This is a genomic window from Salinithrix halophila (genome assembly GCF_042650125.1).
In the GTDB taxonomy this organism is placed as follows: Bacteria; Bacillota; Bacilli; order Thermoactinomycetales; family DSM-45169; genus Salinithrix; species Salinithrix halophila.
Genome location: NZ_JBHSAP010000007.1, coordinates 505,609 through 525,976, shown reverse-complemented (window position 1 = coordinate 525,976; position 20,368 = coordinate 505,609). Strand labels below are relative to the sequence as shown.

Below are 20,368 nucleotides of genomic sequence, written 5' to 3'. Positions count from 1 at the left end.
AAAATTGACTCGTTTTCATTGTGCGGAGTTTGATTGATAATATGCATGGTTCGGCCCCTATGGAGGGATGAGGTATAATGAACAAGAGGCTTAAACGAAGGAATGATCGGAGACGAGGTGCGGACAATGATTTACGATGTCGATACCCAACGAATTGAAGCACAGCTGAAGGTGCTTCAAACTTGCAGTGAGGTCATGGAGATTACAACACCTCGCCTACAAGAAGAGGATCGAGTAGCTTTTTTCGCCGCTTCCCGTGCCCTCCATCTTGCGGTCGAGTGCGTGATCGATGTCGGCAGTGTCATGATAGACGGTTTTATCATGCGGGATCCGGGGGGATACCTGGATATTGTCGATATCCTGGAGGATGAAAAAGTGGTGCCCGCCTCCGGAGCAGTCCGGTTGAAGGAGTTGGTCCGGGTGAGAGATCGCCTGGTTCGTCATTATGCAGAGGTAAATCGGGAGGAAGTGACCAGGGAATTGGAAAACGTAGAGGTGTTCCGAGATTATGTCGCTTGGGTGCGGGATTATTTGGACCGAGAGCTAGGATCAAATGAAGTCCGACAAGGCGGGGGACATCTGTGAAATATGCCGATCTTGAAGTGACCCGGTTTGCCGATGAGATGGCACAACGGCGAATTCCTTCTCCCGCTGCCGGCAGCAGTTTGGCGGTCTCCCTGATCATGGCCTGCTCTCTTTTGGAAATGACCGTCGCCGAAGCGGAGGAGAAAGGGAAGGCGCCGGCTGGACGCCAGCCTGGGGAAGATCGGGAACAGATTCAATCCTGGCGGGAAGAAGGAAAAAGGCTGATCGATGCCGACATTCAGGCGGTGGAGAAGATGCTCCGGGAAAAAGGGAACGGTAATCCCCAAGAACTGCTCGCCCCCGTTCTCCGTCTCCACCGATTAGCGGTTGAGGCGGTAGAGACAGCACGGGACTATCTCGTCTTTTCCGGGCCCAAAGTGAGCGACACCTTCACAGCGTTCCTTCACCTCCGTACCGTGGCGGCGGGGGCATACCACATCGCATGCTTCAACGAAACCTTCTACGACTGGAAACATCCCCTGCCTCGAGATTTCGGGGAGTTGTTGGAGGGGTGGGATCGGGAAGCAGCACGGGCTCTCCGCGAGACAGGGGATTCCGTACGGTAATTCATAGCTTCGCAGATGGGAACCCGACCGAGTCGAAGGACGGCACGCGAGGTGTCGTTTTTTACTGTGGTAGAATAAATAGAATCGTGTTTTTACGGACTGGAGGGGACGGAATGCCCTGGTACGAAGAAAGTTTCGGAGAAGATTATATGCTTGTCTATCGTCATCGCAACAGGGTAAACGCCGACCGGGAAATCCGGGAGGCGGCCCGGTGGATCGGGCTCGGGGAGGGGGATGAGGTCCTGGATCTTTGCTGCGGGACAGGACGCCATTCCATCTCCCTGTCCAAGTTGGGATGCCGAGTGACGGGAATCGACCTGTCACGGGTTTTGTTGGATGAGGCTGTCCTATCTTCTGAAGGGTTGGATATCCGGTACGTCCGGGGGGACATGCGAGACCTCCCCTTTCCGGACGGGTCATTCGACGCGGTTGTGAACCTGTTTACCTCCTTTGGCTATTTTGTTGAGGACGCGGAAAACGGTAAAGTATTGTCGGAAATCCGGCGGGTGACTCGGCCGAAGGGTCGGTTCTTAATCGATTTCCTCAACCGGGAGACGGTAAAGAAAACCTTGGTTCCGGAAAGTGAACGAATCGAGGAAGGGATACGGATCCGGGAAGAGCGCTGGATTGATGGTGAATTCGTGCGTAAGAAGATCACCCTTTCCGATGAGAAAAGGGATCGTACCTACCAAGAACGGGTAAAAATGTACACCCGCAGCCAGATGGAAGCCATGATGGAAAGCGCCGGGCTTTGGGTGGAGAGGGTAAAGGGAGACTTTGATGGAAATCCCTACTCCGAAATGGAGAGTCCGCGCATGATTTTCACGGGAAGGGTGGCCCTATGAGAAATTATCGTTACAGAGGATATCTGATTGATTTGGACGGAACGTTATTTCGCGGAAAGGAAGTGATCCCCGAGGGACTTCAGTTTATCGAAAAGTTGGAAGAGAGAGGATTGTCCTACCTCTATCTTACCAATAATTCCTCCCGCCGCCCGGAACAGGTGGCGGAGAAGTTGCGGGGTTTTGGGTATCCAGCCCACCCGGAGCAAGTGGTTACTTCTTCGGCTGCTACTGCCCGCACCTTGGTGGAATCCTTCGGTAGGCCTCCCTCTGTCTATCCGATCGGAGAAGAAGGGCTAGTCTGTGCCCTGGAGGGTGCGGGCTGCCGTATTGTAACGGACAGACCCGATGCAGTGGTCGTGGGGATCGACCGGACTTTTTCTTATGATAAGATGAAAACGGCAGTGCTAGCGATCCGAGCGGGCGCTCGCTATTTCGGGACCAACGGGGATTTGGTGCTGCCTACCGAAGAGGGTCTTTTGCCTGGGAGCGGTTCTCTCTGCACGGCGGTAGCCGTTGCGTCGGGCGTGAAACCGACGTTGATCGGGAAGCCGGAGAAGCCCATTGTCGACATGGCTCTCAAGCGGTTGGGCCTCCCTCCGGAAGAAACCGTGATTGTCGGGGACAACCTTGCGACGGACATCCAAGCAGGGGTGAATACCGGCATCGATACCTTGCTGGTATTCACCGGGGTGACAACGCCTAAGGAGCACGCTGGGGCGGATATTTCTGCTACATATACGTTGGACAGTCTAAAGGATTGGGATTTCATCTGAGGGGATGACCCCTGAGGAGGGTGTGCGATGAATCGCTGGGACGATATATGGGAAGTGCCACTGCCTTTGCCTTTTCCACTCAAGATCATCAAATCTTATCTGGTCAAGGGAAGCCAAGGCTACACTCTGATTGATACCGGCCTCCACTATGATGGAGCATTGGAAGCTTGGGAAGGCGCTCGCAGGGAAATTGGCTTTAACTGGCCGGAGGTGGAACGAATCGTTCTTACCCACTATCATCCGGATCATTACGGGCTGGCGGGCTTATTACAGCAGCGCACGGGGGCTCCCGTTCTGATCTCGGAAACGGACGTTGGACAAGCTCGTCTCTTCTTTGATCGGGACAGTGAGCAGCCTGATGAGATGGGCCGCTTTTATGAGGGTCATGGCTTGCCCCGGGAATGGGCGGAAAAGATTCCAGATCATCTGCGCGGCTTCAGCCAATGGGTGGAGCCTCATCCGGAACCGGAATTCATCCGCTCCGGGGAAAATATCCACCTGGGGGATCAGGAATACCGTATCCTTCATACTCCCGGCCACGCCGACGGTCACCTCAGCTTTTACGATCCGGAAAGACGCTGGCTGATCGGCGGCGATTTCCTCCTGCCCAGGATCACGCCCAATATTAGCTTGTGGCCAGGGTGTGACCCCAACCCTCTTCGCTCCTATCTCACGACGTTGGAACAGATGAAGGAATTGCCGGTTGAGCGGGTATTTCCTTCGCACGGGCCGGTTTTCGATTCCTACCTGGAACGGATCGAAGAGTTGGAACGGCATCACGCCGAGAGGTTGACAGAAATGAAGGATTGGGTCGCTGGGGAGACCCTGACAGCTACTGATGTATGTTTTCGTATATTCGGTTCGGACTTATCCATCCACAACCTGCGATTCGCTCTCTCGGAAACCCTGGCCCACTTGGAATATCTCCGCCAACAAGGAGACGTTCGCCGGGAAAAACGGGGTGACCGTTGGCATTATATGGGGTGAATCAGATCGCACCACAGCCCTCCCGTTTTAGGCGAGGGTGTTTTCATATCGAAGGCCGAAAGCAGGATCTTTGGGCATCGATGCCTAATCCCTCATAGTAGGGAAGAAAGGAGAGATACGGATGAAACGCTCTTTTGTGAAGGAAGGGATTCCGTCGGTCTCCACCTTTTCGATAATCGCTTACGACGAAGCGGCGGGAGAATGGGGAGTGGCTGTTCAGTCTAAATTTCTGGCAGCGGGGTCCGCTGTCCCTTGGGCCGCCGCGGAAACAGGGGCGATCGCCACCCAATCCTTTGCCAATACGTCATTTGGTCCGAGAGGACTTCGGATGTTGGAAGAGGGGTTAGAGCCTGAGGCCGTATTATGGGAATTGCTCTCCGATGATCCCGATCGCCAGCTTCGCCAGGTGGGAATTGTCGATGCGAAGGGACGGAGTGCCGCTTTTACAGGCTCAGACTGTTTCTCTTGGGCTGGGGAAATTACTGGCCCAGGCTTCGTATGCCTGGGGAATCTCTTGGCAGGAGAATCCGTTCTCGCTGACATGGTAGCCTCCTTTCGCTCCTCCCCTGACCAACCTTTGGCCGAACGATTGGTGGACGCTCTGGTATCCGGCCAACAGGCTGGAGGGGATAAACGGGGGATGCAGTCTGCCTCGTTATTAATTGTTAAACCCAATGGGGGGTACGGGGGATTCAACGATCGGGCAATCGATCTGAGGGTGGACGATCATCCTCGCCCTCTTGAAGAGCTAAGCCGGTTGTTGAACTTACACCACCTGTATTTTGATCGCCCCCGTCCTGAAGATCTGCTGCCTCTAGAAGGAAAGTTACTGGAAGAAGTGCGGGAACGCCTTCACCAGGCAGGATATAAACCCGGTGACGGGGAGGGTTATGACGGGAAAACGGAACAAGCGCTCAAAGCGTATTACCTGACAGAGAACTTTGAGGAACGCTGGATGTCCGACCCGGTGATTGATCGCAGGGTGCTGGAATATATGCGGAACCCTTCTATCCCATAAGAAAATCCCGCCATAGGGCGGGATTCCTTCCATGAAGGTTCCTATACCGGAGGATGGTTCCGGGGATCTTGCCGGGGGATGACCATCTCTTGACGTTGATGATCTTTAGTTTGTTTTCGGTTATGGGAGAGGCGGGCGGCGGCGGCTGAGGCGAGAGCGCCTACCATATCATCGAGGAAGGTGTGGACCTGCCCGTTCTCATGATTGTTTAAGCGACCGAGGATGTGGGGTTTCACCCGGTCGATATAGCCATAATTGGTCATCCCGATACTTCCGTATAGATTGAGAATAGAAGTGGCCATGACCTCATCGATCCCATAGAGGCTATCGTCCTGGCAGAGCATACTTACCAAAGGCTCCTCGATTTGGTTCCTTTCCGCCAACTTGTCGAGTTGGATCCCCGTCAGGATGGCATTTTGCACTTCCCGTTTGGTTAGAACATGTTCCACGTGCTTTTGGCATTCATCGAGGGTAATGTCGGGATAATAAGAATGCTGCAAGTAATGGACAAGTACGGCAACATCGGCGAGTTCAACCCCTCGCTCTTGGAGCCAAGCGAGGGTTGTTCGGTGAATGATGTCGTCGGTAATGTCCTTGGTGTTATCCGAAATCATAGGTATTCCTCCCGGTAAAGTCCATGGAGTTATTGTAGCCGTCATTCGGGAGAATATGACAGGAAGTTGGATTAACGATCTAAGGAAATCCCTTGCTTGCGGAGCCAGCGAATGGCTCGTTCCCGACTTTCCCCGTCGGCGAAGGCTAGGTAACCCCTGGCCACATGTCCAGGGGTGATTTGCTTGACTGTGGAATCGTCGGTGTCGGCTTCCACCTTTTTCTTCAGCTGCTGTTTGACGGCGGGACGTTCAAGGACCGGAACCGGGCTGATCAATTCGTTCAGCAGGTCTCGGGCCGGGGTCGTCCATTCCATGAGAACCCCTCCTTTTTTAACCAGCCTGTACCCATTGTATACCGAGTTAAAGAAAAATATGAGGAATCCGCTAAAGGAGAGATACGATGCAATACACCCACAGGGGGGTCGCCTTAGTGACGGGTAGTTCCCGAGGGCTGGGGAGGATGACGGCCCTGGTATTAGCTGAAGCCGGGTGGGACGTGGCTGTTCACTATCGTTCGGGTGAACAGGAAGCGCGGTCCCTGGTGGATGGGTTGAAAAAGAGAGGGGCGCGGTCGGAACGATTCCAGGGGGATGTCAGCCGTCCATTGGAGGCTCGCCGTGTAGTGCAACAGGTGATCGAGTCTTTTGGTAGGTTAGATGTACTGGTCCATGCGGTCGGCCCTTTCATCCGTGACCGGCGCCGTTTTAGTGACCTGACTATCGCAGAAATCGAGGCCATGGTGGATGGTAATCTGAAAAGCGCCCTACATACCATTCACGCTGCTCTTCCAGCGATGAGACGGCAGAGAGTTGGGCGGATCGTTCTGTTCGGTTTCGGTCGATCCGGGGAAGCCCCCTCCTGGCCCGACCGTTCTGCTTATGCCGCCGCCAAGACCGGGTTGGTCTCTCTGACGAAATCCCTGGCTGTGGAGGAAGCTCCCTCGGGAATTACGGTCAATATGGTCTGCCCTGGAGATATCGTCGGTGACAATAAAGAGAAGCGAATTGCCGATGTGCGAGAGGAAAGGGACGAGGAAACGCCTCGAGGCCGACCCGGCTCCGGTGAAGACGTCGCCCGTGTCGTGCGCTTCCTGTGTGAACCGGATTCTGATTTCGTTACCGGCAACATCATCAATGTCACCGGCGGCCTAGACGTTATCCATCCTGTTTCCAAAGCAGAAAGATGAAGATTAGGCAACTTGCTGAGGGCGCGCCCCGTGGGTTGTCGTTTTCGTCCCCATGGCCTTGTCCGGCATAGGTTCCTTCCTCCCCATCTATATATAGGGTAAGATCATGGATGACAATGGGGGATGAAGATGGGCGATGCAGCGAAACAGATAGAGGAGTGGACGGGGGAGCCCCGACTGGCGGAGATGCTACACCATCATTACGGTCTTCGGCTCATTGAAGCGGAACCCAGGGGCGGTGTGTTCTGTCTTACAACCGACCGGGGCCACTACGCTTTGAAACGGGTGCGGGAACGGGAGGAGATGCGCTGGTCCCTGGTTGAGCAGGTGGCTCAGCATCTTTCGGAAACGGGAGAAATTCGTATCCAGGCCCCTTTGAAAAACCGGAGGGGAAAGCTGACGTTTGCCGGGTTGAAGAACCGGTTTGTCCTCCTTCCCTGGATTGAGGCAGAAGTGAAGGATTGGAGGAAAGATGCTGCCTGCTGGCCTCGAGTGGCCCGGGCCCTCGCCCGGTTTCATATCGACACACGAGGTTTTCATCCGCATCGTAGTGCAACCTCTTATACTCATACCGGAAAGTGGGAGAAAATTTGGGGGCAAATGGAACAAAGCTTGACCATGTTCAAGATGGCGGCCGATATCAGTGATCAACTTACCCCCGTCGATCGGGTATGGATCCGCCAGTGTACTTTTGCGGAAGGAATGGTTGATACAGCGCTCCGCTACCTGAAACGGGTGGGGGGCGATGCGGTTGTGTCAGCTTCTCGCAAAAGCGGGGAGGTTTGTCATTGTAACCTTCACCGGAAAAACGTGCTCTGGGACAGGCACGGAGGTGTCCATTTCATCGATTGGAATTGCATTACCCTGGATGTTCGAAGCCGAGATCTTGCCCGGTTGAGTTTGTATGCCTACGGTCGAACGGGGCGGAGTGAAGCCGTTTTTGCTCTCCTGAAAGGGTATCAGGAGATCGCTCCCCTCGACGAAGCGGAGTATGGTCTGATTTACGCTCAGCTCCTTTTTCCTCACCAACTAATCCATTCTCTCCATCAGATCTACCAGGAGCAGAAAGTCCCTTCTCATTTGGCTAAGGGTTATCTCTCTTCCACCGTCGAGCGAGAAGAGTTGAAAAGCGGGTTGTTACGGGATTTTCCCGCTCAGGTGAAGGCCGTCTTCGGTGTTTCGATCCCTCGTGTCGATTGGTTGGATTCAGAGGGTTCGGGTCAGTGAGTTCGGTATACGGGAGCCGATTCAGCAAAAAAAGTGTCCGGTTTATTTCATCAAAAACAGGTTTGAAACATAAAATAAAAAGGTACATGTGTAAGTGGTAAGGATGATCGATTGGTGTGCGGATCGGTCGATCGTCGAGGTTTTCAGGGGATAAGCCTGTAAAATCCCCTGACCACAGATAAGCCCCCCTTTTCTAGGGGGGCTTTTTACGTCTGGAGAAGGACAAATCCGGTATAATGAGGAAAAACAGAAGGTTCGGGAGGGGAAGGAATGAAGGAGGATGTACAAGACCGACAGTGGAGAACACTCCGTACCATTGCTGAGACGCTGAACCGCTCCACGGATGTCCGCCCGATGCTTCAATCGGTGTTGGAGGAACTGCTTCAGGTGACCGGCCTAACCACAGGATGGATTTTCCTGGTGGAGAAAGAACCAAACTTTACCCCCGTAGCCCTTTATAACCTGCCTCCTGCCCTCTCCTGGGGCGAAGGGAAGCCGATGTGCCGAGGACGCTGCTGGTGTCTTGATCGCGTCTGGGACGGTCGATTGAAAAAAGCCGTCAACATTATCGAATGCAAGCGACTGGAGGATGCGGTGAAACAGCAGTGGGGAGACACGAGAGGGATCACTCACCATGCCACAGTGCCGCTGTCCGTGGGAAGCGAGCTGATCGGTCTCCTCAATGTCGCTTCCCCAGGGAAGGAACGTTTTTCCGATGAGGAGTTGGCCCTCCTACAATCCGTCGCCTATCAGATCGGAACTGCGGTAAAAAAGACATGGTTGTACGAAGCCCAGCAGAAGCGAGCGGAACAGTATGCCCGGCTGGATGAGGCGAGCCGCCTGATCTGGGGAAGTCGGGACCAGGACGATTTACCGGAAAAGGCGGTCTGCCACCTGGCACGGATTTTCGACTGGCCGCTGATCGCCTGCTGGATCCGACGGGGCCATAAGCTTACCCTGCGCTCCTTGTCCTTGAAAGGGGAATGTATCGCTCCGGCGGTTTCTTTCCCCTTGGAGACACTTGGGGCGGTAGGGAAGGCTTTCTCTCTTCAGAAGGCGGTAAGGTCAGAGGAAGGACTGGAGGAGATTCGTTCATTGTGGTCGGACTGTACTGTGATAGCAGCTGCCCCGATCTCGATCCGGGGAGAGAAGACAGGCGTGATTTCTGTCGGCAGCCATCACCGTCGTGATCTGGAAGAAATCGACCTGGAAGTATTAAAGGCTTTGGGGGAGCACATTTCCCTAGCGATGGAGAGCGCTAGGCTGGAGGAGGAACGGCAGCGCCTCCTCATCTCTGAGGAAAGAAACCGGCTAGCGAGAGATCTCCACGACTCCGTCAGCCAGAAACTGTTTTCCCTTTCTCTGAACGCACGGGCCTCCCAAGACGTTCTGACTGAGCCGAATGCACTCCTGCTGGAATCCCTACGGGATATCCAGACCTTATCCGGGGAAGCCCTGAAGGAAATGCGATCCCTTATCTGGCAGCTTCGTCCCGCAGGGCTGGAGGAAGGGGTGATCTCGGCTCTAAAGAAGTATGGAGAACGTCTCGGGCTGACGGTTAGGGAACGGATCGAGGGGGTCATCCGTCTTTCCCGCCGTAGGGAGGAGACTTTGTGGCGGATCGGACAGGAAGCCCTAAACAACGTGAGTAAGCATGCGGGTACCGACCGGGTTTCTTTAACGTTTTCTTCCGGGAAGGAAGAGGTTACGCTCTCGGTGCAGGATGATGGGAAGGGTTTTGTATATGATCCGGAAAAGGATCAAGAAAGTTGTCTGGGACTCACCGGCATGGAGGAGCGGGTTCGATTGTTGGGTGGCACCCTGGAAATTGAGAGCGCACCGGGGGCGGGAACCACGCTGACTGTTGTATTGCCGGTTCGGGGGCAAAAGGGAGGAGACGGGAATGATCCGGTTGCTATTGGTGGATGACCACCCGATGGTGCTGAAGGGACTGCGTCTGTTTCTGCAGACCCGAGAAGATATGGAGATTATCGGAGAAGCATCGAATGGTAGCGAAGCGGTCGCCAAGGTGGAAGAATTGAATCCGGACGTGGTACTGATGGACCTGATGATGCCTGGAATGGACGGCATTGAGGCGACTCGTCGCATCAAGGAAAGCCAGCCCAAGGTGAAAGTGATGGTCCTGACCAGTTTTGCTGATCAGGATCATGTGTTGCCGGCAATCCGTGCTGGCGCGGAGGGGTATCAGTTGAAGGAGATCGAGGCGGACGAGCTGGCTCATACAATTCGGGCCGCTTGCAACGGTAGGACACAGCTCCATCCCCAGGCAGCGGGCCTCCTGGTCCATCAGTTCGCTTCCGCCACTCCGGGACCGGTTGGAGCCGAGGAAGTGGAATCCTTGACGCCACGGGAGAGGGAAGTGATGAAAGAACTCACCGCAGGCAAGAGCAATAAAGAGATTGCAGCCGAGCTGGTGATCGCTGAGAAAACGGTAAAAACGCACGTCAGCAGCATCCTTTCCAAATTGGGTCTCGCCGACCGCACTCAGGCGGCGATTTACGCGATAAAACGGGGTTGGTTTTCGTGAAATAATAAAGAGCCCGGCGACTTCCGGGCTCTTTATCTATCGAATGAAAAGGATTCTACCGACCCGAACGAGAATGGTAGGGGAAAAGGGAAGTAAAGGAAACAGCCCCGGCTTTATCAAGCCAGGGCATGGGAATGATAATCTGTTGAAAACGGAGAGGACGCTTATGGATGAATTGGATCAAAAAATATTAAAACGACTACAAGAAGACGGGCGCATGACCTTCACGCAACTGGCGAAGGAACTTCATATGAGCCATCCCAGTGTGGCGGAACGGATTCGCCGGTTGCAGGATCGGGGGGTCATCGAGCGCTTTACCGTTCAAGTGCCTTACGAGAAGGTGAATCGAAAGGTTTTGGTCATTATCCAAGTGGGAGAGCTCAAAGTGCCCTGCTATGAGTTTGAAAAGAAAATCCAACAGGAGTCTGCTGTCCTGGAATGTCATCGGGTGACGGGTTCCATCAGTTATTTCATCAAAGCAGCCGTTCCATCTATGGAAGAGCTGGAACGGCTGGTCGATCAACTCATTCCTATCAGCCGGGTTTACACCTCTGTCGTGCTCTCTTCCCCGGTGTCCTACCGGATTCTGCTGCCGCTGGAGGGAAAGGAAGAGTCTCAGATTTCCTGATTCAACCGGGCTTCCAAATATCCATCCATGCCGGAAGTTGGATTTTTTAACAGGGCGTGAATCCAAGCTTCCCGCTCAAATCCGAGAACATATAGTTCCCAGATGCAAAACATTCTTCCGGTGGGAGTTACGTTTTTAAATTGGGCAGAGTCCGGTGGAGCGAGGAAGGATTGATGGTTCAACTCATAGGTATTCCACCACCAGTCCACGAACAGAAAGTTTCCGTCGGTCGCCGCATGAACCCCCATAAATCCGACCCCATGCCGTCCCTCTTCCTGTGCACCGCTGGGTAGGATGGAAGCGACCGTCTCTTTGGCCGCTTCCAATAAGGAGGGAGTCAGCTTGCACGAAGGCGCCGTGATCCCATACACTTTGATCTGCCAGTCCCTAGGTTTCCAGAGTTCTTGGAATTGGATGGGCCGCGGCTGATACAGGCTTCCCGTGTCACGTTCTTCCATCGTTAGCGGTACTCCTTCCGTGCAGCGGCATAGGGAGCCTGATCCCTGCGGATTAAATCGGGATTCATCCCTTTGCATACGGTACGATAATAGACAAAGAGATGGGTCGCCGTTGTATGAACCAGCGGAACCAACAGGGGATGACATTCCGGGACCGGAAGCCTCGGTGTTTGATGCAAAAGCCCGGATGGAGCGAGAAAGAGAAGACTCAGCGATATTTTCTCCGCTGCCCGGATCAGTTCTTGGACCCGTTCTTGCTGAGAAGCAAAAGGAGCGGATACGAGGAGCAGGGTCTTTGGGTCGCATCCGGCTAGAAACCCATGAAGCACCTGTTCTAAGTCAAGGGGGATGGCGGGAATATAACTGGTTTCCACCACTTTTAGCGCAGTCTCATGGGCGGTTGCCAAACTGGTTCCAGTTCCGGCGACCAGCCATTTTTCCTTAGAGAGAAAGGCCTTTGCCTGCTCCTGGATCCTTGCAGATTGATCCAGCACCTGCTGAATCTGTTCGGGTCCGGATCGGATCGTTTCCCATGGGACGGTATAACCCCTGGATTCAGCCAGATGGGCGGAGACCACAAGTAAAAGGGCCGCTCCGAGCGTAAAGCTGATCGTATGGGCCCAGGATTTTTCCAAGGCATAACCAGTGGAGAGAACATAAGATGCGTTCCGGGCGGCTTGGCTGTCCGGAAAGCCAGTCAATACCACGGTTAAAGCTCCGCATTTGCGGGCTTTTTTTAGCAGTTCCAAAACCATATGGGTCTCACCGGCATGGGTGACTGCCAAAAGGGCATCTTCCGTCGACAACTCCCAATGATGATATAGCTCCGCTGCTGGAACGGATTGCACGGGATTAGCCTCCTGCAACAGATGGCGGGCAAGAGCCGCCCCTGCCTGGGCCGTGTAATGGGAGGTGCCGCACCCGGTGAAGAAGATGCGTTTTTTGTTTTTCAGCTTCTGAAGGACCTTTTGCAGAACGGGATCCTTATCGGATTGTTGAAATAATCGGTCGACCCACTCCGGCTGGGAGTGGATTTCCTCCAACATGTAATAGGGAGGAGACGTTTTGACTTGGATACTCACATCATTCCTCCTCCGATCATTTTTTGGCGAGGCGTGGAAGGAATTTGCCAACAATCTGTCGGTTCCCTGAGGAGCCGTCGATATGAAGTTCCATTCCCGCTGTCTATTTTCAGGGAAAAAGAGGGGATCGGTGTCGTTGGCGGGAGCTTATTAGAAGGGAGAGTGAATGTGAAAGTCGGATTTTAACCGCGTGTTTGCCTGTTGAAAAAAGTCTCTTTCCTGTCTGAGAACAAGCTGTTCCCTCCGTAAGGCCTCTTCTTTTTCAAGCAAGGGGCTAATCACCTCGGCAAGAAGACGTTCTCCTAAGGACTCCCGATTTCCTTCCTTTTGGAGAATGTCATCCACCTTTCTCTGCCATCGCTGGAGAGACATATTTCTCCTCCTCCCGTTCAAACAGCAACTGATGGATGGAACACAAGACTGACGACAAAAGTACGGATGGAATCCGAATGTCGATGGAACCCTCGCCCTGCCTGATCTCCAAATTGCGGGAGGGGACTGCATCCACGATGGTCCGGATCGTTTCCGCCGACACCGGTTGGGAAGCTCCGTAGACGACTGTCATGGTGGACCAGCCTTTTTCCTCGCGGTAGGTCAGGCCCAACGGGATGAAGCGGGGAGCCCCCTCCATAATCAGTGTTTTGTCTGCCGAGGCGGTTTGCAGCGACATGATATGAAGGGGGATGCTCCGGGAGGCGGCCCATCGGACGGCTTCTGGATGAATCACCTTCGCTCCCCGGCTGGCGAGCCGGTGGGCTTCCTCATAGACAAGAGAGGGTATGATCCGTGCTTGCTGCACTCTCCGAGGGTCTGCCGTCATGATCCCGGGGACGTCGGTATAGATTTCCACACGATCCGCCGCAAGGGCCGCCGCGATCGCTGTTGCCGTAGCGTCACTCCCACCCCTGCTCAAAAGTGTTCGGGTTCCGTATGAATCAGCTCCTTGAAAGCCGGCGATGACGGGGACCCATCCCTCTTGAAGCAGGGTGTTGAGATAGGATGGGTCTACCTGCCGAATCACCGCGTTTTTGCAGGATCCTACGGTTTGAATGCCAGCCTCCTTTCCCGTCAGGGCGATACTTCGGATGCCGTTCTCCCGCAGGGAGCTGGCTACTTGAAGGCTGGAGATAATTTCTCCGAGGGAAGTGCCCAACACATGGTTGGCTTCCGGCAAGTCCCTGTGGATAAATTGAAGCAACGTATCCGTTGCATAGGGGGCTCCCCGCCGCCCCGGAGCGGAAACGACCAACAGGGGATGGATCCGATCCAGCAGGGCTTTCCTGACCAAAGCGGCGATTTGTCTATGTTTTTCTTCCGAGTCCAAGGAGGTTCCACCAAACTTAAGGACCCGTCGCCGAAGCGGTTTCATGCTTTTCCCCCTCACATATGGACATAAGGATAGGTGGGGACAATTGGGCGCTCTTCTGCAAACCGGGACAGCCGAAACGGCTCCAATCCAGCCTCGTCCCCTTCTACCCAGTCTCGTGCGACAGCTTCACCGATCGCCGGGGCGATTTTAAACCCGCCCCCGCTGAAACCTACTGCCAGGTACACCCGTGGAAGTCCCTGAACCGAACCGATGATCGGATGATGATCGGGTGTGTATCCGTCAAAGCTCATGCGCCCACCCATGATTTCACTTTTTTCCAAAGCGGGGTAACGAACCTGGAGGGTTTCCTTTGCGCTGATTAGTTCCTCCCGTATAGGGACGGCTGGTGTTTCCAGGGAGGAGATCGGTTGTCGTACCCGGATTCCGATTAAAAGATGGTGAGGATCCACCGCTCGGAAGTAAACCCCTAAGGTATCATCGATGGTTGTGAGGACCGGGGGAGTTGGATTCGGAGGATCCCAGCGGACGAAACACACCCCGATCCGTTTGGGCTTGACGGGCAGGAAAAGAGAGAATTCCTCCAAGAGGGTCGAAACCCAGCTGTTTCCGCAGAGGATCACACCATCGGCCAGCAGGGCTCCGACATTGGTCTCCACCCCTGTCACCGAACCGTTTTGGGTTAGCAATCGGGTCACTTTCGTTCCTTCCATTACCCGCAATCCCATTCGTTGGCCCTGCTCCAAATAACTCATGGTGGCTTGGATGGGGTCGGCGAACCCCCCATAGGGTTCATAAGCGACCGCGCCGATGCCTTCCGTTGAAATGTCGGGCTGTAATTCCCGGTACTCGTCAGGATCGAGCAAGTAGACGGGTATCCCTTGCTTCTTCAATTCGTCGATATTCTTTTTCATGTGAGGGGTTTGCTCCGGGCCAGCGATTAAGGCGAAGCCGGTTTTTCGAAATCCGCACTCGCCTCCGATGATTTCCTGCCAATGGGCATATTGGTGAGCGCTCTCCCATGCCCATGGAATGGAAGCGGGGTGGGTATGATGCATACGGATCAGTCCGCCGGAAAAGCGAGTCGATCCCGATCCGGGGGGACGACTCTGTTCACAGAGGGTGACCTCGGCGCCTCTTTTGGTCAGCGCATAAGCGATGCTGGCCCCTATGATACCTCCCCCGACTACAATCACCCTGCGATCCGGATTCACGAGGGATCGACATCCATCAGCGCTGATTCGAAGACGGTGAGGGCTTGGGAGAGTTCGGATTGGGATACGGTCAATGGTGGGATCCATCGGATGACGTGATCATAGGTTCCGCAGGTAAGGAGGATCAATCCTTGTTGCAGGCAGGCGAGACGGACTTTAGCGGCCCGATCGCGATCCGGTTTTTGTCGGGTATCACGGAATTCGCACCCCACCATCAAACCCCGGCCTCGGACTTCGTGGATCTCCCCGCTGTCTTTGCAACGATTTAACGAAGCTATCAGCTCTTTCCCTAAAGTCGCAGCCCGTTCCGGCAGCGACTCCTCCTTAAGCACCCGGATGGTTTCCGCAGCAGCAGCACAAGCCAAAGGATTGCCCCCATAGGTACCGCCATGGGAGCCCGTAACCCAGCGCTCCATCACTTCTCGAGGAGCCGCGATCCCACTCAGCGGAAGGCCGGATGCCAGACCCTTGGCCATGATGCAGATATCGGGGATCATGGGTTCATGTTCAAAGGCGAAAAATTGACCCGTCCGCCCAAACCCACTCTGTATTTCATCGAGGATGAGCAGGATACCGTGTTCATCACAAATCCGTCGTAACTCCGGCAGGAACCCTGCCGGTGGGACGATATATCCTCCTTCACCCAAAATCGGTTCAACAATCATGGCCGCTGTTTCAGAGGGAGCGGTTTGGGTAACCAATAACCGTTCCAACTCCTCTAAACAGTACGGCACATCCTCTTTGCGACGGGGATAGGGGGCCACAGCGACTCCCGGCATCAAGGGTTGGTAGTGCAAGCGGTAAACCGTCTTAGCCGTGGTGACCGACATGGCTCCTATGGTCCGTCCGTGATATCCCCCTTGAAAGCAGGTGACATTGGTCCGCCCGGTAGCATGTCGGGCCAGTTTCAGGGCGCTTTCCACGGCTTCGCTACCGCTGTTTGTCAAGAAGAAGCAGTCGAGAGGGTCAGGGATGACGGTACGTAACTCCTTGACTAACTCCTGCATCGGCTCATGGTACAGGATGGTGGCCTGTCCGTGCAGAAGCTTTTCCGCTTGAGCCTGGATGGCTTGGACAATGCGAGGATGGCAGTGTCCGGTGTTTGTTACGCCGATGCCCGAGGTGAAATCCAAGTAGGGGTTTCCTTCCCGGTCAAAGAGAAAGGAGCCTTTTCCCCGGGAGATTTGGAGCTCGGTAAAGTGGGGCCAGACGGGAGCGAGGGCATACTTCCAGTCCCTCTGTGCCATTGTGCTCATGGTGTCACCTCCTGCATGATAGATGAGAGCCGTTCTTCTTTCAGCTTGTCATAGATCCGCTGGGCTTTCAGTGCCATCATGCTGAAGGAGGTGGAGTCACTGATTCCATGGGTTCGTTCAGTTAACCCGTTGATAAAGAGACGGGAGCGGACAAGGTCCCTCGTCTGGATCTGATAATCCCGTGTAATCTCCAAACCGCCTTCTTCATCTTTGATCAAGTACGGTTCCATGGATTTTAAGACACGGGGGACTTTTTCCTCCTGAAATCCGGTGCACAGGATGACGGCATCAGCCGTGATGTTGTGAGTCGATTTCGTGTACAGATCCTCCAGGGTGAGGGAATAGCGGCCTTCCCGTTCATCGAGATCAGCCACTTGCGTGCAACGGGTGACATGGATCCGCTCCTTGCCCTGGACACGATCTTCGTAAACCTTCCAGTAAAGGGCTTGGCTGACGTCGAAGTCTACGACGGAATAGTTGGTCGCCTTCATCTTTTCGAAGAGTTCCTTTCGACTGGCGGCGGGTAGTTGGTAAAAGTAATCCGTGAACGCCGGGAAAAAGACCTCGTTGCTGAAGTGCCCCATATCCACCAAACGGAAGCCGAGATTCCGGTTAATCGAATAGATTTCAGCCTGAGGAAAACGTTCGATCAGGCTGAGAATGACCTCGATCGCGTTTTGCCCGCTGCCGACAACGGCGAAGGTAGGGGAATCTCCGACTTCCAATACCTTCAACCGGCTTAGGAATTGATGGGAATGAAAGATTTGGGAGCCGAGATAAGGACGATATATCTTCGGAACAAAAGGGATCCGCCCTACGTTGACGGCTAGGTGGCGGGTCATCAGCTCTTTCGTCTCCGATGTATGGAGATTCTGTACGGTTACCTGTAAGCGGTCGATGGTTCCTCCCGACCAAAGGGGACGGACGCCCGTTACCTGATGGCGATACCACGTCCGGTCAGCCAATTGTTTCGCACACCACTGCACATAATCCGACCATTCAATCCGTCCTGGAACTCCACCCAAATGACCGAAGGAGAAGAGTCGATCCTTTTCCACCAGGTAGTTGGAGAAGGTGAATCGGCTTCGGGGGTCCCGTGGGGTGGCGAAATCCCGGAGAAAGTGGTGTTGGATATCCGTCCGCGGCAACAGCATGTCCGGCTGCCAAGCAGAGCTTTCCGATTTTTCTATGAATAAACGGCGAACCTGTTCCTCTCCTTGTTTCTCGTCATCATCGCTCATGGCAGTAGCCAGTGCAATACCGGCTGGCCCGAAACCGATTCCGATCAGATCCCAATCATTCATCCGTTCTGTCATGTTGATCCCCTCCGTGTCAAAGTTCAAAACGATCTGATAATAAGATCCTCCCCGGTTCCACCTTCCAGAGTCCAAGGGAAACTGCTCGAAGATTTCCGTCTGCATCAAAGGATTGCTCTCCTAACAGGGTTTCCCATGTTCGAGCTTGGAGCAGCCCATAGCCTTTATCCGCCCAATCGTCCTGAACCAAGGCTTGTAACAAGATCTCCGTGGCTAGATAGGTGGAGGCTGCATAAAACCCCGGATCCGTGCCAACTTCCCGCCGGTATGCATCAAAAAAGGAGGCGGTCCTGCCATTACGGCTGGGGGGGATAGAGCCCACAATCCAAACGTTCCGAGACGCTTCGGCCGTTTGGTCAAGGAATTCGGCATTGAGGACATCATCTCCAAAGACGAGAGGAAGGTTGATCCCCTGTTGCCGAAGCGTGCGGGTCATGTCTGCCGCGGCCCGGCTTCTGCCGCCGAAGAGGATGACTTCAGGATCGGCCTGCTCGATGAGGGAGCAAAGGGAGTCCTTCCCGTTCGCTGTATCCTCTTTTGGCCACTCCAGCCTGATTCCACTGGATATCCCTAATTTCGTCAATGTTTGAAAGGTGTAATCCATCAAGGTTTTTCCGTAGACACTGCCGTCATCCAGCAATCCTACCCGCTGGGGGTGAAAATGCCGAGCGGCCCACTCTCCCATGACCCGGCTTACTTGGTCATCCCGGGCACATAAACGGAAGATATGATCCCACTGGGATAAATCAGGGTGGGTGGACGCCGGGGCAAGCAATGGGATGCCGGCTTCCCGATAGAGTGGGGCAGCTGCGAGAGCGCACCCGCTGCTGAAGTGACCGATTACCCCTTGCACTTGTTCATCAATCAGATGTTTGGCAACGGTAGGAGCCTTCTCTGCTTCCGCCTGTTCATCCCCCACGATCACACGGACAGGGGAAGCGTGCCGAGATTCCCATTCTCGGGTGGCTAACAAAGCGCCCCATTTCATTTGTGCGGTATGGGTGGTGTGAGGACCGGAGAAAGCCCCGGTCAATCCGATGCGGATCGCTTCAACCGACATGGATTTCACCGGTCGAATGGTTCGGAAGCAGCTTGTTGAGCTCTCCTTCCGTCACCTTGGTAAAAAAGGGTTTCTCCGGCACTGAAGGTTTTATCAGGACACGTGCTTGGAAAAGGTCTTTCCACAGCATTTGTCGGGTATACCCGTCTTCTCCCAGCGCTTTCCGCAAAGACAGGGCGAATTCGGGAAGCAAAGGGGCGGCGATGATGGAGAGGGTTCGTGCAGCTGCCAGGTTGGTCGTTAGATCCGATAGGTAATTGGTGTAGGGCTTGCAAACCCGGTAATAATGGCGGAGAGCCTGATTGACGAACCCATTGATTTCCCGGGCCGCTTGCTGTAAAGAGAAATTTTCTTCGCTCAAAGCGCGGGAGACCTCTTTGATGGCATGGAGAGTGGCCTTCTGCAGATGGAGCGATTCCGGGTGGATCCGTTCATTGCTTGCCAGGCTCAAGTCGATGGTATTCAACCGGGCTGCTTGCTGAAGTAGTTGAGTCAGCCAGGCATTCCATTTGTCCACCAGGGTATCGTTGATCAGTTGCAGGAAACGGGTGAGGTCAAAATTGGTTTGCTCCTGTTCCGGAGCGGTCTGACACAAGTAAAACCGAACGGCATCCGGCTGGACGGCTTGCAGGATGTCCGAGCCCCAGATGGCATGGTTTCGGCTGGTGGAGATCTTTTTGTTTTCCAGCCGGTAGAACTCATTGGTAATAACGGTATGAGGGGCTTGATAGCGACCTTGAGCCATCAACATCGCGGGATATAACATGGCATGAGAGAACCCGCAATCAAAACCGAGGAAGGCGACCCAACGGGCATTTTCCGATTCCCAATACGGTTTCCACAAATCCGGATCTCCGACGGAGCGGGCCCAGTCACAAGCGGTACTAAGATAACCCGCTGCCCCACCGTACCAGGTGTCCAGAACTTGTCCTTCCATCCCGTCCAGAGGGACCGGCACCCCCAAAGAGAAACGTCGGCTTATCGGAGCTTCCTTAACGGTCTGCATTAATTGGCGGCACAACGCTTTTAACCGGGGACGCCAGTACTCTCGCTCCCCATAATATTGATGAAGTCGTTCTTTCATTTTCTCGATTTGGAAGAAAGCCCGTTTTTCCGAGCGGATGTCCACCAGCGTATGACACTGGGTACAAAAAGCGTCTGTCGGCTCTCCTGGCTCCTGTGGAATTCCACAGCTTTCACAGGTGGTGGCATCGGACATTTCATGGCAGTGACGGCAATGTCCCCGAGCCAACCCTTCATACAGATAAGTCTTGCACTGGGGGCAGTAAAACGTAGGAACTTCCCGAATTTCCACAACCCCCCCTTGTTCTAAATCGGTGAACAAGCTCTGCATCCACTGCCGATGGATGTCGTTCTTCCGGGGGCTGTAGAAATGATCCGGACTCATCAGACCGAGCTGCAAGGTTTCCTGAATGGATTGCGTAAATTCATCCGCTACGGTCTCTGGGGTCTTTCCTGTTTCCAAGGCGGTCCGCTGGACGTATTCCTGGAAATCGTCGGCGTAGGAAAGGTAGAGAACCTCGTTTCCCAACAGGCGCTGGTATCGGGAAAAGACGTCCGCTCCCAGGAAGGGGCCCGATAAATGCCCGATATGCAATCCTCCATTTGGTGTGGGAGGTGCGGCTGTGACCAGGATTTTTTGTGAACGTGCCATAGG

At 54.3% G+C, this 20,368-nt stretch carries 22 protein-coding genes; 11 read left to right on the top strand and 11 right to left on the bottom strand.

What is annotated here, in order from left to right:
* Nucleotides 1-102 precede the first annotated feature (102 nt).
* The 6 genes from ACFOUO_RS04655 (at nt 103) to ACFOUO_RS04630 (ending at nt 4,774) form a co-directional block, all read left to right on the top strand.
* Nucleotides 103-585 (top strand): DUF86 domain-containing protein, encoded by a 483-nt coding sequence (locus ACFOUO_RS04655; protein WP_380702639.1) that lies wholly within the window; start codon nt 103-105, stop codon nt 583-585.
* Nucleotides 582-1,151, top strand: coding sequence for a hypothetical protein (locus ACFOUO_RS04650; RefSeq protein WP_380702637.1), 570 nt, complete (start codon nt 582-584; stop codon nt 1,149-1,151). Before ACFOUO_RS04655 ends, ACFOUO_RS04650 begins: the two co-directional genes overlap by 4 nt.
* A gap of 113 nt (nt 1,152-1,264) precedes the next feature.
* The gene (locus ACFOUO_RS04645; RefSeq protein WP_380702635.1) at nt 1,265-1,996 is read left to right on the top strand and encodes a methyltransferase domain-containing protein; all 732 of its coding nucleotides are present in this window, start codon (nt 1,265-1,267) and stop codon (nt 1,994-1,996) included.
* The gene (locus ACFOUO_RS04640) at nt 1,993-2,769 is read left to right on the top strand and encodes a TIGR01457 family HAD-type hydrolase (protein ID WP_380702633.1); all 777 of its coding nucleotides are present in this window, start codon (nt 1,993-1,995) and stop codon (nt 2,767-2,769) included. The genes ACFOUO_RS04645 and ACFOUO_RS04640 overlap by 4 nt, the downstream gene beginning before the upstream one ends.
* Nucleotides 2,770-2,796: 27 nt before the next feature.
* Nucleotides 2,797-3,756, top strand: a complete 960-nt coding sequence (locus ACFOUO_RS04635) for an MBL fold metallo-hydrolase (RefSeq protein ID WP_380702631.1) — start codon at nt 2,797-2,799, stop codon at nt 3,754-3,756.
* 121 nt (nt 3,757-3,877) lie between these two features.
* Entirely contained in the window at nt 3,878-4,774 is an 897-nt protein-coding gene (locus ACFOUO_RS04630; protein ID WP_380702629.1) for a DUF1028 domain-containing protein, read from the top strand.
* A gap of 41 nt (nt 4,775-4,815) precedes the next feature.
* Here the strand turns inward: ACFOUO_RS04630 and ACFOUO_RS04625 are convergent, their stop codons facing one another.
* Together ACFOUO_RS04625 and ACFOUO_RS04620 are read right to left on the bottom strand one after the other, a co-directional pair.
* Nucleotides 4,816-5,388 carry a phosphatidylglycerophosphatase A family protein gene (locus ACFOUO_RS04625; protein WP_380702627.1) on the bottom strand — a complete coding sequence of 191 codons (573 nt, stop codon included), beginning with the start codon at nt 5,386-5,388 and terminating at the stop codon, nt 4,816-4,818.
* Between the two features lie 71 nt (nt 5,389-5,459).
* Complete coding sequence (locus tag ACFOUO_RS04620; RefSeq protein WP_380702625.1) at nt 5,460-5,702, bottom strand: DUF2621 family protein; 243 nt, start codon at nt 5,700-5,702, stop codon at nt 5,460-5,462.
* An 86-nt stretch (nt 5,703-5,788) separates the two neighbouring features.
* Here ACFOUO_RS04620 and ACFOUO_RS04615 point away from each other — a divergent pair, with 86 nt between their 5' ends.
* From ACFOUO_RS04615 to ACFOUO_RS04595, 5 genes are all read left to right on the top strand, one after another.
* On the top strand, nt 5,789-6,574 hold the full coding sequence (locus ACFOUO_RS04615) for an SDR family oxidoreductase (protein WP_380702623.1): 786 nt from the start codon (nt 5,789-5,791) through the stop codon (nt 6,572-6,574).
* A gap of 129 nt (nt 6,575-6,703) precedes the next feature.
* Nucleotides 6,704-7,801 (top strand): phosphotransferase, encoded by a 1,098-nt coding sequence (locus ACFOUO_RS04610; protein WP_380702621.1) that lies wholly within the window; start codon nt 6,704-6,706, stop codon nt 7,799-7,801.
* 270 nt (nt 7,802-8,071) lie between these two features.
* A complete protein-coding gene (locus tag ACFOUO_RS04605; RefSeq protein WP_380702619.1) occupies nt 8,072-9,730 on the top strand; it encodes a sensor histidine kinase in 1,659 nt (552 codons plus the stop codon).
* The gene (locus tag ACFOUO_RS04600) at nt 9,705-10,349 is read left to right on the top strand and encodes a response regulator (RefSeq protein ID WP_380702617.1); all 645 of its coding nucleotides are present in this window, start codon (nt 9,705-9,707) and stop codon (nt 10,347-10,349) included. Before ACFOUO_RS04605 ends, ACFOUO_RS04600 begins: the two co-directional genes overlap by 26 nt.
* Before the next feature lie 166 nt (nt 10,350-10,515).
* Nucleotides 10,516-10,977 carry an Lrp/AsnC family transcriptional regulator gene (locus tag ACFOUO_RS04595; RefSeq protein ID WP_380702614.1) on the top strand — a complete coding sequence of 154 codons (462 nt, stop codon included), beginning with the start codon at nt 10,516-10,518 and terminating at the stop codon, nt 10,975-10,977.
* On the opposite strand, the gene ACFOUO_RS04590 is transcribed toward ACFOUO_RS04595, so the two are convergent.
* The 9 genes from ACFOUO_RS04590 to ACFOUO_RS04550 all read right to left on the bottom strand — a co-directional run bounded on the left by ACFOUO_RS04590 (nt 10,965) and on the right by ACFOUO_RS04550 (nt 20,365).
* On the bottom strand, nt 10,965-11,435 hold the full coding sequence (locus ACFOUO_RS04590; protein ID WP_380702612.1) for an isochorismatase: 471 nt from the start codon (nt 11,433-11,435) through the stop codon (nt 10,965-10,967). The genes ACFOUO_RS04595 and ACFOUO_RS04590 overlap by 13 nt on opposite strands.
* Nucleotides 11,436-11,437: 2 nt before the next feature.
* A complete protein-coding gene (locus ACFOUO_RS04585; RefSeq protein WP_380702610.1) occupies nt 11,438-12,517 on the bottom strand; it encodes an SIS domain-containing protein in 1,080 nt (359 codons plus the stop codon).
* Between the two features lie 150 nt (nt 12,518-12,667).
* Nucleotides 12,668-12,889, bottom strand: coding sequence for a hypothetical protein (locus ACFOUO_RS04580; RefSeq protein WP_380702608.1), 222 nt, complete (start codon nt 12,887-12,889; stop codon nt 12,668-12,670).
* Entirely contained in the window at nt 12,855-13,886 is a 1,032-nt protein-coding gene (locus ACFOUO_RS04575) for an amino acid kinase family protein (protein WP_380702606.1), read from the bottom strand. Before ACFOUO_RS04575 ends, ACFOUO_RS04580 begins: the two co-directional genes overlap by 35 nt.
* Before the next feature lie 11 nt (nt 13,887-13,897).
* Nucleotides 13,898-15,058 (bottom strand): NAD(P)/FAD-dependent oxidoreductase, encoded by a 1,161-nt coding sequence (locus tag ACFOUO_RS04570; RefSeq protein WP_380702604.1) that lies wholly within the window; start codon nt 15,056-15,058, stop codon nt 13,898-13,900.
* Nucleotides 15,055-16,314, bottom strand: coding sequence for an aspartate aminotransferase family protein (locus ACFOUO_RS04565; RefSeq protein WP_380702602.1), 1,260 nt, complete (start codon nt 16,312-16,314; stop codon nt 15,055-15,057). Before ACFOUO_RS04565 ends, ACFOUO_RS04570 begins: the two co-directional genes overlap by 4 nt.
* Nucleotides 16,311-17,735 carry a SidA/IucD/PvdA family monooxygenase gene (locus ACFOUO_RS04560; protein ID WP_380702600.1) on the bottom strand — a complete coding sequence of 475 codons (1,425 nt, stop codon included), beginning with the start codon at nt 17,733-17,735 and terminating at the stop codon, nt 16,311-16,313. The genes ACFOUO_RS04565 and ACFOUO_RS04560 overlap by 4 nt, the downstream gene beginning before the upstream one ends.
* A complete protein-coding gene (locus ACFOUO_RS04555) occupies nt 17,647-18,690 on the bottom strand; it encodes a branched-chain amino acid ABC transporter substrate-binding protein (protein ID WP_380702598.1) in 1,044 nt (347 codons plus the stop codon). Before ACFOUO_RS04555 ends, ACFOUO_RS04560 begins: the two co-directional genes overlap by 89 nt.
* Nucleotides 18,680-20,365: a methionine--tRNA ligase gene (locus tag ACFOUO_RS04550; protein ID WP_380702596.1), complete on the bottom strand. Its 1,686-nt coding sequence runs from the start codon at nt 20,363-20,365 to the stop codon at nt 18,680-18,682. Before ACFOUO_RS04550 ends, ACFOUO_RS04555 begins: the two co-directional genes overlap by 11 nt.
* Between the last annotated feature and the right edge of the window lie 3 nt (nt 20,366-20,368).

Coding starts and splice junctions, on each gene's coding strand:
- ACFOUO_RS04550 (WP_380702596.1), bottom strand. CDS start 20,365: ATGGCACGTTCACAAAAAATCCTGGTCACAGCCGCACCTCCCACACCA.
- ACFOUO_RS04605 (WP_380702619.1), top strand. CDS start 8,072: ATGAAGGAGGATGTACAAGACCGACAGTGGAGAACACTCCGTACCATT.
- ACFOUO_RS04590 (WP_380702612.1), bottom strand. CDS start 11,435: ATGGAAGAACGTGACACGGGAAGCCTGTATCAGCCGCGGCCCATCCAA.
- ACFOUO_RS04620 (WP_380702625.1), bottom strand. CDS start 5,702: ATGGAATGGACGACCCCGGCCCGAGACCTGCTGAACGAATTGATCAGC.
- ACFOUO_RS04640 (WP_380702633.1), top strand. CDS start 1,993: ATGAGAAATTATCGTTACAGAGGATATCTGATTGATTTGGACGGAACG.
- ACFOUO_RS04655 (WP_380702639.1), top strand. CDS start 103: ATGATCGGAGACGAGGTGCGGACAATGATTTACGATGTCGATACCCAA.
- ACFOUO_RS04600 (WP_380702617.1), top strand. CDS start 9,705: ATGATCCGGTTGCTATTGGTGGATGACCACCCGATGGTGCTGAAGGGA.
- ACFOUO_RS04575 (WP_380702606.1), bottom strand. CDS start 13,886: ATGAAACCGCTTCGGCGACGGGTCCTTAAGTTTGGTGGAACCTCCTTG.
- ACFOUO_RS04565 (WP_380702602.1), bottom strand. CDS start 16,314: ATGAGCACAATGGCACAGAGGGACTGGAAGTATGCCCTCGCTCCCGTC.
- ACFOUO_RS04555 (WP_380702598.1), bottom strand. CDS start 18,690: ATGTCGGTTGAAGCGATCCGCATCGGATTGACCGGGGCTTTCTCCGGT.
- ACFOUO_RS04635 (WP_380702631.1), top strand. CDS start 2,797: ATGAATCGCTGGGACGATATATGGGAAGTGCCACTGCCTTTGCCTTTT.
- ACFOUO_RS04560 (WP_380702600.1), bottom strand. CDS start 17,735: ATGCAGACGGAAATCTTCGAGCAGTTTCCCTTGGACTCTGGAAGGTGG.
- ACFOUO_RS04625 (WP_380702627.1), bottom strand. CDS start 5,388: ATGATTTCGGATAACACCAAGGACATTACCGACGACATCATTCACCGA.
- ACFOUO_RS04595 (WP_380702614.1), top strand. CDS start 10,516: ATGGATGAATTGGATCAAAAAATATTAAAACGACTACAAGAAGACGGG.
- ACFOUO_RS04580 (WP_380702608.1), bottom strand. CDS start 12,889: ATGTCTCTCCAGCGATGGCAGAGAAAGGTGGATGACATTCTCCAAAAG.
- ACFOUO_RS04610 (WP_380702621.1), top strand. CDS start 6,704: ATGGGCGATGCAGCGAAACAGATAGAGGAGTGGACGGGGGAGCCCCGA.
- ACFOUO_RS04645 (WP_380702635.1), top strand. CDS start 1,265: ATGCCCTGGTACGAAGAAAGTTTCGGAGAAGATTATATGCTTGTCTAT.
- ACFOUO_RS04630 (WP_380702629.1), top strand. CDS start 3,878: ATGAAACGCTCTTTTGTGAAGGAAGGGATTCCGTCGGTCTCCACCTTT.
- ACFOUO_RS04615 (WP_380702623.1), top strand. CDS start 5,789: ATGCAATACACCCACAGGGGGGTCGCCTTAGTGACGGGTAGTTCCCGA.